Raw genomic sequence first — 12,511 nt, forward strand, 5'->3', positions numbered from 1 at the left:
GGCACACCTGCTAACTCAGATGTTGGTGTGATCTCAATTGACGTTATCGCCAACGATGGCAACGGTGGGACTGTCACCGAAAATTTCAGCATCACCGTAACCAATAGCAACGATGCCCCGACAGTCGCTAATGCCATTGCCGATCAAACCATCGCGGAAGATGCAAACTTCAATTTCCAATTTGCGGCAAACACTTTTGCAGATATCGATGGCGACACGCTCACCTACACCGCAACACTTGCCGGTGGCGGTGCATTACCCGCATGGTTAAGTTTTGATGCCGCAACGCGCACGTTTAACGGCACACCTGCAAATGCGGATGTGGGTGTGATCTCAATTAATGTGATTGCAGATGATGGCAACGGCGGAGCTGTCACTGAAAATTTCAGCATCACTGTTACTAACACGAATGATGCACCGACAGTCTCCAACGCTATTGCCGATCAAACCACTGCCGAAGATGCAAATTTCAATTACCAATTCGCAGCAAACACTTTTGCGGATGTCGATGGCGATGCACTCACTTACACCGCAACACTTGCCGGTGGCGGTGCATTACCCGCATGGTTAAGTTTTGATGCAACAACACGTACCTTTAGCGGCACACCTGCTAACTCAGATGTTGGTGTGATCTCAATTGACGTTATCGCCAACGATGGCAACGGTGGGACTGTCACCGAAAATTTCAGCATCACCGTAACCAATAGCAACGATGCCCCGACAGTCGCTAATGCCATTGCCGATCAAATTATCGCGGAAGATGCAAATTTCAATTTCCAATTCGCAGCAAACACTTTTGCAGATGTCGATGGCGATGCGCTCACTTACACCGCAACTCTTGCAGGCGGTGGTGCGTTGCCTGCATGGTTAAGTTTTGATGCAGCAACGCGCACGTTTAGTGGCACGCCTACAAATACTGATGTTGGTGTGATCTCAATCGATGTAGTCGCCAGCGATGGCAATGGCGGAGTCGTCACTGAAAATTTCAGCATCACCGTTACTAACGTTAATGATGTGCCTACTTCAAATGGTATTGCTGATATTTATCTGCAAGCGGGTGCCGCACCGTTGCAGATAAATTTGCAAAATGTTTTTCAGGATGTGGAAAACGGTACGGCGTTGCTGTGGTCGTTGGTGGAGAACACAAATATTGCAATCGCAACCGGCGTACAGATTGATCCTGCTACTGGCGTGATGACATTAACGTTTGCACCGCGAGATGGTGGTAGCTCTTTAATCACTCTGCGTGCACAGGATGCGGACGGAGCTGCTGTTGAAACTCAATTTCGGGTGACACTGACAGCAGCAGAAATTCCTGAACCAGTACCGCCTGTGATTGTGCCTGTAGATCCTACTCCGCCAATAGAAGTTCCTGAAAAACCACCGGTATTGGTAGTGCCTCCGGTGAATCCGCCGATTTCTATTACTCCAAATACACCGGATTCTTTGCCAACAGGTGGTGCTGCTGGTGAACCTATCAGTCCGGATTCGGGGCAGGGAGGGCTGAGTTCCCCTGATGTAACCTATCAAACATTTATTGTTGAGGATGGCGAGCGAACCTTTAATGGTTTGGATGATAAATCCAGTCGCGATATTGAGCGTGCCGAGGAGGCTCTTCGCGAAAGATACTCGCTCAATGGTTCTTTGGCTGAAGCTTCGGGAGTGAGCAGTTTGATCGCTCCGGATTCCGGATTCGCTCCTTGGGAGGAAGCGGATTTTGATAATGAAGTTCGTCGTCTGCGCGTGCAAATGGATGCTGCGCTGGAAGAGGAGCAGGGGCGTAAAAATTTGGTGGCGGGGATTACGTTTTCGCTGACAACCGGGTTGTTGATTTGGTCTTTGCGCGCGAGCAGTTTGCTGTTGGCAATGATGTCCATGTTGCCGCTGTGGCGAGGGTTGGATCCCTTACCGATTCTTGATGAAGTCAATAAAAAGAAAAAAGAATTGGAGCAGCAGCGTAAAGATCGTGAGCGGGAAGATAAAAGTGCAAAAGAGGTGGGGTATCTTTTTGATCATGCGCAGAACAATACTCGTGTCGATCCTAAAAAGCCGCTTCAAGATTGATACCTATCACCAACAATTTATAAAGATACAGATTATTAAGGCGTGACTATGCTTGGTTTTACTCCTGCCGTTCGATTGAGTTTGGGGTTGGTTGTATTGACCATCTCTATTTTGATGTTGGCTCAAGCTTTGGGGTTAGCTCCCAATGCCGAGCGACAACAATTGGATATGCGCAAGCGCTTAACAGAAAATCTTGCCACGCAAGCGAGTGTGGCTATTACCCGCGGCGATGATATTTTGCTGCAATATTTGTTGGAATCTTCTGTTGATCATAATCCCGAGATTAAATCGGTTGCAGTAAGGCGCAATGATGGCGTGATAGTTGCGCAAACTGTATTGCATCCGCGCATGTGGAAGACAGCCAAGCTACAGGAATCCACACCTACACATATCCAGTTTCCGATTTTGCTCAATGGCACCAAGCGAGCCAATTTTGAGGCCAGTTTTGAGCCGCTGGCGAGCGATGATCATCCTATTCTTGGAATTCCTACGTTTATTCTGCTGGTGATTTTTGTCTCGCTCAGCGGCTTTGTTGGCTATTGGCTTTATATCAAGCGCGCACTTAAACATCTCGACCCAAGTGCTGTAGTGCCAGCGCGAGTGCGCAATGCATTAAATATTCTGGCTGAAGGGGTGCTGATTCTTGATAGGCGCGAGCAGGTGGTTTTGGCTAACAGCGCGCTCATGGAACATTTGCAGAAAACCGAGCAATCCCTGATGGGCAAAAAAGCCAGCAATCTTGGATGGTTTCTCGACCCTGAGCAGGATGCGCGCGATTACCCTTGGTTAAGTGCGATACAGACAGGCGCGAAACAGACTGGTGTGCGGGTATTGCTGCCGCATAAAACCAACAAGGACACTATTTTTCAGGTGAATGCCGTACCTATCCTTGATGCAAAAGGTGCAAGCCAAGGCACTATCGCTGTGTTTGAAGACATCACCGAGCTGGAAAATAAAAGCCGTATGCTCGCGGATATGGTGAAGGAATTGGCTGCATCCCAAGCGGCAATTGAAAACAAAAACAAAGAGCTCACTTTTTTGGCGACGCGCGATCCGCTTACCAACTGTTTTAACCGCCGTGCACTTTATGAGCATCTCGACGGCAAGTTTGATGGCGCGCGCACCAGCGATGCCGAGTTCAGCTGCATCATGGCCGATATCGATTTCTTCAAAAAAGTAAACGATACCTATGGGCACGGGGTGGGGGATGAGGTCATCAAAATGGCGGCCGACAGTCTGCGCGAAGTGGTGCGCGATATGGATATGGTGGCGCGATTTGGCGGTGAAGAATTTTGCGTTATCTTGCCGGGTGCTCCACTGGAGCAAGCGCGGATGATCGCCGAGCGCTGCCGTGAGCATATCGCCGCGCAAGTCACCAACGGGGTGAAAGTGACGGGCAGTTTTGGTGTCACCTCCATCCGCATGGGTGCGAGTACCGCAGGTCAGCTTATCCAACAGGCAGATGAGGCGCTCTATTACTCCAAGCAGCATGGCCGCAATCAGGTTTCATGCTGGGCTGCGGGAATGGAAAGCCTGATTGCCGAGACTCAGCACTAGGTAAAGTGTGCACAAAATCAGGTAATTGAACGCAATTTAGCCGCCAAGCCCGCCTAAGCGCGGGTTTTTTCGCACATTTTCCACTTGGGCGATCTTGCCGGTGGTAAATCTGCCGCCAGTAATTACAATAGCCCTCACTCTTGTTTCATCTATATAAAGAATATTGGGAAATTGGTTTTGAAATCAGCCTCACCACAACGCCGTGCACCCGCTTCCGAGCAAGCCTCCAACCTTCTTGTCCGCCTGTTAAAAGAGGGCGCTTTGATTGGTTTGGGCGCTATTTGTCTGTATTTGCTAATTGCAATGGTCAGTTATGATCCTAATGATTCAGGCTGGTCAAAAACGGGCGATAATCTGGTCGCCCAAAATGCAGGTGGTGCGTTTGGGGCTTGGATCTCCGATGTGTTCTTCTCATTATTTGGTTATCTCGCCTATTTGTTCCCGGTGATGATTGCCTATCGCGCCTGGTTAGTGCTGCGCGACCGCACTCGTCAGGAAAGCATTGATTGGCTGTTTTTTGGCTTACGTGCAGTTGGGCTGATTCTGGTGATGGTGGCGGGCACAGGTATCGCGGCCATGCATTACAGCGATGGCGCATCAGTATTGCCGTATTCCAATGGTGGATTGCTTGGTGCAGCAGTGTCTGATGGTGTGTTTAACGCTTTTAATTACACTGGTGGCACGCTTTTACTGCTTTCGATGTTCCTTGTCGGCATGACTATTTTCACCGATCTGTCATGGGTCAAGCTTGCGGAAGATATCGGACGCTGGACGCTGTTTGGTATTAATCGCGCGCTGGAAAAGTGGCAGGTTTATCGCCGCGAAAAAGCCGAAAAGCAAATCGCTGTGAAGGCTCAAGAGCATCGCCGCGAAGTGGTTGAACAGCATGTGAAGCAAGAAGCCAAGCGTGTTGCGCCGGTGATTATCACTGAGCCACCTAAAAAGAAACCGGCTCCGAGTCCGCGTGTAGAGAAAGAAAAACAGCCTTCGCTGTTTGAGTCGCTCGAGCCTGCGGTAGGGCAGTTACCGCCTCTGAGTTTGCTTGATCCTGCCGACAAACGCAGCGATAAGGGCTATTCCAAAGAGTCGCTGGAAGCCATGTCGCGCATGTTGGAGCTGAAGCTCAAAGACTTCGGCATCGATATCGAAGTGGTTTCGGTGCAGCCCGGCCCGGTTGTTACCCGCTTTGAAATCCAACCTGCACCGGGCATTAAAGCCAGCCGCATTTCCGGCCTCGCAAAAGACTTGGCGCGTTCGCTCGCGGTGGTGTCTGTGCGTGTGGTAGAGGTTATTCCGGGTAAATCAGTGATGGGAATCGAGATTCCCAATGCGCATCGCGAGATGGTGCGCATGTCCGAAGTGGTTTCATCAGAAGTCTTCGATAACGCCAAATCGCCACTGACGATGGCGTTGGGGCACGATATTTCCGGCGAGCCGGTAGTATCTGATCTCGCCAAAATGCCGCACTTGCTGGTGGCCGGTACTACGGGTTCGGGTAAATCTGTTGGCGTGAACGTGATGCTCCTCAGCCTCCTGTACAAATCCACACCCAAAGAAGTGCGCCTGATTCTGGTTGACCCGAAAATGTTGGAACTCTCGGTTTACGAGGGAATTCCGCATCTACTCACCCCCGTTATCACCGATATGAAAGACGCCTCCAATGGCCTGCGCTGGTGTGTGGGGGAGATGGAGCGCCGTTACAAACTTATGTCCGCCATGGGTGTGCGTAACCTCGCCGGTTTTAACCGCAAGGTGGACGATGCGATCAAAGCGGGTGAACCAATTAAAGATCCGCTCTTTAAACCGGAAGAGAATTTTGAGCCGGGCGCCGAAGTTGCGACTGCGCCGGATTTGGAAGAGTTGCCATTTATCGTGGTAGTGATCGACGAATTTGCCGACATGATGATGATTGTCGATAAGAAAAAGGTCGAGCAGCTGATCGCCCGTATCGCACAAAAAGCGCGTGCGGCTGGTATTCACCTGATCCTCGCTACCCAACGTCCATCGGTGGACATCATCACTGGCTTGATCAAAGCCAACGTGCCGACCCGTATCGCCTTTCAGGTTTCGTCCAAAATCGACTCGCGTACCATTTTGGATCAGGGCGGGGCGGAGCAGTTGCTTGGTCACGGTGACATGCTCTATTTGCCTTCTGGTACTAGCGTGCCTATCCGTGTTCACGGCGCATTTGTGGATGACCACGAAGTTCACAAGGTGGTTGCGGATTGGAAAAAACGTGGCTCGCCGCAATATATCGACGGTATTACTGACGACGAAAACAACTCCATCCCTGTGCCGGGTTTGCCGAGTGAAGGTGGGGATGGCGATGAGGGTGAAGGCGATGCACTTTACGATGAAGCTGTGCAGTTTGTTATCGAATCGCGCAAAGCATCTATTTCTTCGGTGCAGCGTAAATTGCGTATCGGCTACAACCGCGCTGCGCGTCTGATCGAGACAATGGAAGCCGCGGGTGTCGTCTCTTCTGCTGGTCATAACGGCAACCGCGAAGTGTTGGTCGGCGGCGGACGCGATTTTAATTAGCATTTCTTTGCTGGATAAATCGCACGCTATTTATCTGCCGTTCATCCTCGCCCGATAGGATCGGGCGGACAGCCGTTGGGTGCTGGTCTCTCAATTTTTCTTGGAACTCATATGAAATTATTCGCCCGAATTTTTGCTGGTTTGTTATGCGTATTTACGTTTTCTGCGCATGCAGCCGATGACCAAGCCGCTGTGCAATTACGCAAACAGCTCGATGCCATGAACAGCCTGCAAGGCAATTTTGTACAAACCACCTACGACAAAGACGGGGCAGAACAAGAGTCCAGCAGTGGCGAATTTATGCTGATGCGCCCAGGTAAGTTTTACTGGAAAACCCTCGACCCAATGCCGCAATTGCTGGTTTCCAACAATAAAACTATCTGGCTCTACGACCCGGATTTGGAAACTGTCACTATCCGTGAATTTACCGATGACTTGCGTGAAACTCCTGCGCTGCTGTTGAGTGCCGATGCAGAACAATTGCGCAAACAATTTTCGGTAACGCGCGACGCGAGCAATAAAACTGCTGATGCCTTTACGCTCACGCCCAAAGTCACCGAAGGTATGTTTCAGCATTTAACCCTGGTGTTTAAAGCAGGGCAGTTGGTTGAATTTTCGATTAAAGACAGTCTCGGCCAAGTGACTCGCTGTGTACTCAGCAATGTTCAGCGCAATAAACCGCTTGCTGAAGAAAAATTTTTTTTCCAAGTGCCGGAAGGCGTTGAAGTCTTGCAAGATTAATTGAGCATTGCATGGATTTATTCGGTTCACCTACGCCAGCCTATCAACCACTTGCCGCGCGCATGCGTCCGCGCAATCTGGATGATTACATAGGGCAGGAGCACTTACTCGCCGCAGGTAAACCTCTGCGTGAAGCTATCGCGCGGGGGCAATTGCATTCGATGATTTTGTGGGGGCCACCGGGTGTTGGCAAAACCTCGCTTGCCAAATTGTTTGCCGAGCAAGCGGATGCACGTTTTGAGTCCTTGTCAGCGGTCTTGTCCGGTGTAAAAGAAATCCGTGCAGCGGTCGCAACCGCGCAACAAGAGCGCATTTCCAGTCGCCGCAAAACAATTTTGTTTGTCGATGAAGTGCACCGTTTTAATAAATCCCAGCAGGATGCGTTTTTACCCTACGTGGAAGACGGCACGTTTATTTTTATCGGCGCGACTACCGAAAATCCATCGTTCGAATTAAACAACGCATTGCTATCGCGCTGCCGTGTATATGTGTTGCGTGGCCTGCAACCAGAACAGCTGCGCGATGTATTGCAACAGGCGCTGGATGACAAAGTACGTGGCTTGGGCGAACAGGATATACGTATCGATGACGATACATTGATGACACTTGCGCAAGCCGCCGATGGCGATGCACGCAAAGCCCTTAATCTGTTGGAAATTTCAGCCGACCTTGCTGAAGACGAAGGCGATTATAAAGTCATCAATGAGCAGGTCATCGCGGAAGTACTGGCATCGGATGTGCGCCGGTTCGATAAAGGTGGAGATATCTTTTACGAGCAAATTTCGGCGCTGCATAAGTCTGTGCGAGGTTCATCGCCTGATGGTGCTTTGTATTGGCTGGCCAGAATGCTCGATGGCGGCTGCGATCCACTTTATATCGCCCGCCGTGTGGTACGCATGGCCAGCGAAGACATCGGCAACGCTGACCCGCGTGCATTGCCGCTTTGCTTGTCGGCGTGGGATGTGCAGGAACGATTGGGGCATCCGGAAGGGCAGTTGGCTATCGCTCAAGCGGTGGTGTATCTCGCATGCGCACCCAAAAGTAATGCTGTGTATAATGCCTTCAATCAGGTAATGGCGGACGTTCGCACCCAGCCGGCTTACGATGTTCCCTTGCATTTGCGTAATGCACCGACCAAGTTAATGAAAAACATGGATTACGGTGCGGAATATCGTTACGCCCACGATGAGCCGGGTGCTTATGCTGCGGGCGAAAATTATTTACCAGAAGATATAGCCCAGATACGTTACTACGACCCCGTTGAGCGCGGGCTGGAATTAAAAATTCAGGAAAAGCTGGCGCATTTGCGTGAGCTGGATAAGCAAAGTAAAAAGCAGCGTTATAAAAAATAACGCTACAAAAAATAGAACAGGAAATGGCATGCAGTGGTTGGTAATTGCATTAGGTGGCGCACTCGGATCTATATTTAGATTTGCAGCGGTTAGCTATATCGCACCTCTGCTAAATATCCGTTTTCCGTTGGGCACTTTTGTTGTTAATTTGCTCGGTTCTTTTTTGATTGGTGTTGCTTATGTGTTGCTGGTAGAAAAAACCAAATTGCCAGTTGAATATCGTTTATTTTTTATCACCGGTGTGCTGGGTGGTTTTACTACTTTCTCGGCATTTTCGTTAGAAATTTTACAGCTGTGGCAAGAAGGGCATGTGTTAAACGCTCTTACTTATGCGACTGGCTCAGTAATCTTAGGCTTGCTAATGGCCTTTGCCGGAATGGCATTAACCCAAAAGATTTTTTAAACTTTTAACTTCAAATAGATAATTACTCATCATGTTAGATTCAAAATTACTTCGCACTGCTACCAAAGAAGTAGCAACAGGTTTGGCAAAACGCGGCTATGAATTGGATGTGGCCAAAATCCAATCGCTGGAAGAAAAGCGCAAAGATATTCAGGTGAAAACTGAAAACCTGCAAGCCGAGCGAAACTCTATTTCCAAAGGTATCGGCAAAGCCAAGCAGGCAGGCGAAGATATTGCACCAATGATGCAAAAAGTAGATAGCATCAAACAAGAATTGGTAAGTGCAGAAGCGGAATTGGCAAGTATCCAAGCCGAGTGGGATGACTTCGTAAAAGCGATTCCAAACGTGCCAGCTAATGAAGTGCCCGATGGCAAAAGTGAAGAAGACAATGTGGAAGTGCGCCGCTGGGGAACCCCGCGCGAATTTGAGTTCCCGGTGGTTGATCATGTAGATCTTGGCGCAAATTTCGGTGGTTTGGATTTTGAAACTGCTACCAAAATTACCGGTACTCGCTTTGCGGTATTGCGCGGCGGTGTGGCGCGTTTGCATCGTGCACTGGCGCAATTTATGTTGGATACCCACATCAACCAACACGGTTACGAAGAAGTAAACGTTCCGTTTATCGTCAATCGCGATTCGCTTTTCGGCACCGGCCAGTTGCCCAAATTTGAAGAAGATCTGTTCAAACTTACCGACGAGCGTGAGTTCTATTTAATTCCTACCGCCGAAGTACCTGTGACCAATATTTATCGCGATGAAATCGTCGATGAATCCCAGCTGCCAATCAAACTCGTGTGTCATTCTCCGTGCTTCCGTTCAGAAGCGGGTAGCTATGGTCGTGATACCCGCGGCATGATTCGTCAGCATCAATTTGAAAAAGTGGAATTGGTAAAATTTGTGCGCCCGGAAGAATCCGATGCAGCACTGGAAGCCTTGGTTGGTCATGCCGAAGTGATTTTGCAAAAACTCGGACTGCCACATCGCACTGTAATTCTCTGTGGTGGTGACATTGGTTTCTCCTCCGCTAAAACCTACGACATCGAAGTATGGGTGCCATCGCAAGGTAAATACCGCGAAATCTCGTCGTGCAGCAGCTTCCGCGATTTCCAAGCCCGCCGCATGCTCGCGCGTTATCGCAATAAAGAAACTGGTAAACCAGAGTTACTGCACACCCTCAATGGTTCCGGTTTGGCAATTGGCCGCACCCTGCTCGCAGTAATGGAAAACTACCAACAGGCTGACGGCAACGTGGTGATTCCGGAAGTATTGCGTCCATATATGGGTGGTTTGGAAGCATTAAGCCCAGTGAAAAAGTAATTCGTTTTTCTTGTGCGTGATTTGTAAGGTGGGCGGAGCGTAAGCGAAGCCCACCTTTTTATTTTTAGGAAGTCCAGTCATTGGATGCTGTTATTGATGGACAATGAACATCCTGCTCAACTAACTTGAAAATCGTCCGTATTAAGCGCTTTTACGAAAGCAGAATTGTTTGCTCATCTTTATAAGAGTATTATGTACGGAAATTCCGTACGCGTTTTGATTGTTAAGAGGTGAATGATGGAAACCGTCAGTGTTAACCGCTTTCGCGATAACCTCAAAGATATGGTTGAGGACGTCATTAATAACCATGCTCCCTTGAAAGTCTCCCGTCGTGCGGGTGAGGACTTTGTGGTGGTTAGTGCTGAGGATTGGGAGCGGGAGCAGGAAACCTTGCATGTATTGCAATCCAGCGATTTGATGCGGCAATTGGCGGCATCGGTAAAAACCCATCAGCAGGGTTCTGGTTATAAGCCCACGGAAGGGGAACTGAATGAAATCACTGGTATTTGAAGGTGAAACCTGGGCTGCTTATGAGGCGATGCGAGAGCGTGATAAAGCCTTGCATAAAGCACTATGTAAAACCCTGAAAGAGATGTTGCGCTCCAGTGATCCCACCAAAGGTATAGGTAAGCCCGAAGCGCTTAAACACAATCTTTCTGGCTTCTGGTCTCGTCGTATCTCTCATAAAGATCGCCTTATTTATAAATTTGATGACCGTGCGATTTACATTTTTGCAATCGGCGGCCACTACGATCAGTAGAAAATTCTATGGACTATTTCCCCGTCTTTCTCGATTTAAAAAAACGTCGCTGTTTATTGGTTGGCGGCGGTGAAGTGGCGACGCGCAAAGGGCGGATGCTTGCTAAAGCGGGCGCGGTGTTGCGTATTGTCGCACCGGAAATTTCTACCGAGTTGCGCGAATTGGCAGTGCAGCAGGGCGGTGAAATAATTGAGCGGGAATATGATTCTAGCGATTTGCAGGATTGTGTGTTGGCAATTGCTGCAACCGATATTGAATCGCTCAATGAAAAAATTTCGGCCGATGCACAAGCGCTAAATTTGCCAGTGAATGTTGTTGATACTCCCGCGCTTTGCACTTACATCACTCCCGCCATTATTGATCGCTCGCCTCTGGTGATTGCAGTGTCCAGTGGTGGTGAAGCACCAGTACTTGCGCGTTTAGTGCGTGCAAAATTGGAAACATTAATTCCAGCGAGTTACGGTAAGCTCGCGCAAATTGCCAGTCAGTGGCGCGACCGTATTAAAGCGCGCTTTAGCGATGGTGATAGTCGCCGCAAATTTTGGGAAAAAATCCTGCAAGGCCCTGCGGCTGAGTTGATGATGAATGGGCAGGAAGTTGCAGCGAATGAATTTATCGCGAATGAATTAACTGCAGATCAAACTGATTTAACCCAAGGCGAAGTTTATTTGGTTGGCGGTGGCCCGGGTGATCCTGAATTATTAACACTGCGTGCATTGCGGTTAATGCAGCAGGCGGACGTTGTTCTTTATGATCGTTTGGTTTCCGATGGTGTAATGGAGTTGGTGCGCCGCGATGCTGAACGAATTTACGTGGGCAAGCGTCGCAGTGAGCACGCGATGGAGCAGGAGAATATCAATCAGCTATTGGTTGATTTAGCCAAGCAAGGTAAGCGCGTGTTGCGTTTGAAAGGCGGCGACCCGTTTATTTTTGGTCGCGGTGGCGAAGAAATCGAATTGCTTGCGCAGCACAATATTCCATTTCAGGTGGTGCCGGGAATTACGGCGGCGTCAGGTTGTGCGGCTTATGCCGGTATTCCACTTACCCATCGCGATTATGCGCAGTCAGTTCGTTTTGTAACGGGGCATTTGAAATCTGACGATACCAATTTGTCTTGGCCGGAACTTGCTAACCCTACCCAAACATTGGTGTTTTATATGGGATTGGTGGGGCTGAAAGAAATTTGTGAGTCTTTGATTGCTCATGGCCGCGTGGCTGAAACACCTGTTGCACTTATCGAGAAAGGAACGACCCAAGAGCAGCGTGTACTGATTTCCGATTTAAATGGAATTGCTGATGTTGTCGCCGCAAATGATGTGCACGCCCCTACGCTATTTATCGTAGGGGATGTCGTTAAATTGCACGAGAGCCTGAAATGGTTCAAAGCGGGCAAATAGCTGAAAAATGTGATCCTGTGCCAAAAATGTGTTATTTCTAGCCTAACTCCTAAAGGGGTTTGATTTTTTGCCGATATATTGACTGTGATGTGTATTTAAGTGCAACAGAAGACCGCGCAGCAGGAGTCACTATGGTTTATCTCGGCCCAATACAGCCTCGGCCAGTATCAGTAAAGATGCCAAGTCGCCCGACTGCGACAACAGCAGTGAACCCTTATGCCAACGAGCATCAAAAAAACGAACACTCTGCAGGGCTTGATGCAATAGGTCCGCCAGGTGGAATCGAGCGGCGCAAGCAGGATCGGCGGAATAGATCCCGGGATCATTTAGTGGAGACCCGCGCCGGAAAAGATCGACGAAAGTCTCCTCAGCCTAGTA

Annotated in this window: 10 protein-coding genes; all 10 read left to right on the plus strand. The window is 49.3% G+C overall.

Annotated elements, in window-relative coordinates:
* On the plus strand, nt 1-2,064 hold a 2,064-nt coding region (locus SPL68_RS06630; protein WP_323814317.1), incomplete at its 5' end, for a putative Ig domain-containing protein.
* A gap of 48 nt (nt 2,065-2,112) precedes the next feature.
* On the plus strand, nt 2,113-3,621 hold the full coding sequence (locus tag SPL68_RS06635) for a sensor domain-containing diguanylate cyclase (RefSeq protein ID WP_323814318.1): 1,509 nt from the start codon (nt 2,113-2,115) through the stop codon (nt 3,619-3,621).
* A gap of 177 nt (nt 3,622-3,798) precedes the next feature.
* Entirely contained in the window at nt 3,799-6,162 is a 2,364-nt protein-coding gene (locus SPL68_RS06640) for a DNA translocase FtsK (protein WP_323814319.1), read from the plus strand.
* Between the two features lie 111 nt (nt 6,163-6,273).
* Nucleotides 6,274-6,903, plus strand: a complete 630-nt coding sequence (lolA, locus tag SPL68_RS06645; RefSeq protein ID WP_323814320.1) for an outer membrane lipoprotein periplasmic chaperone LolA — start codon at nt 6,274-6,276, stop codon at nt 6,901-6,903.
* Between the two features lie 11 nt (nt 6,904-6,914).
* On the plus strand, nt 6,915-8,255 hold the full coding sequence (locus SPL68_RS06650; RefSeq protein WP_323814321.1) for a replication-associated recombination protein A: 1,341 nt from the start codon (nt 6,915-6,917) through the stop codon (nt 8,253-8,255).
* A gap of 28 nt (nt 8,256-8,283) precedes the next feature.
* Nucleotides 8,284-8,658, plus strand: a complete 375-nt coding sequence (gene crcB / locus SPL68_RS06655; RefSeq protein WP_323814322.1) for a fluoride efflux transporter CrcB — start codon at nt 8,284-8,286, stop codon at nt 8,656-8,658.
* Between the two features lie 31 nt (nt 8,659-8,689).
* Nucleotides 8,690-9,976, plus strand: a complete 1,287-nt coding sequence (serS, locus tag SPL68_RS06660; RefSeq protein WP_323814323.1) for a serine--tRNA ligase — start codon at nt 8,690-8,692, stop codon at nt 9,974-9,976.
* A 234-nt stretch (nt 9,977-10,210) separates the two neighbouring features.
* Entirely contained in the window at nt 10,211-10,486 is a 276-nt protein-coding gene (locus tag SPL68_RS06665) for a type II toxin-antitoxin system Phd/YefM family antitoxin (RefSeq protein WP_323814324.1), read from the plus strand.
* Nucleotides 10,467-10,736, plus strand: a complete 270-nt coding sequence (locus SPL68_RS06670) for a Txe/YoeB family addiction module toxin (RefSeq protein ID WP_323814325.1) — start codon at nt 10,467-10,469, stop codon at nt 10,734-10,736. The genes SPL68_RS06665 and SPL68_RS06670 overlap by 20 nt, the downstream gene beginning before the upstream one ends.
* 8 nt (nt 10,737-10,744) lie before the next feature.
* On the plus strand, nt 10,745-12,133 hold the full coding sequence (gene cysG / locus SPL68_RS06675; RefSeq protein ID WP_323814326.1) for a siroheme synthase CysG: 1,389 nt from the start codon (nt 10,745-10,747) through the stop codon (nt 12,131-12,133).
* Nucleotides 12,134-12,511: the final 378 nt, after the last annotated feature.

The organism is Cellvibrio chitinivorans (genome assembly GCF_035117775.1).
GTDB classification, from domain to species: domain Bacteria; phylum Pseudomonadota; class Gammaproteobacteria; order Pseudomonadales; family Cellvibrionaceae; genus Cellvibrio; species Cellvibrio chitinivorans.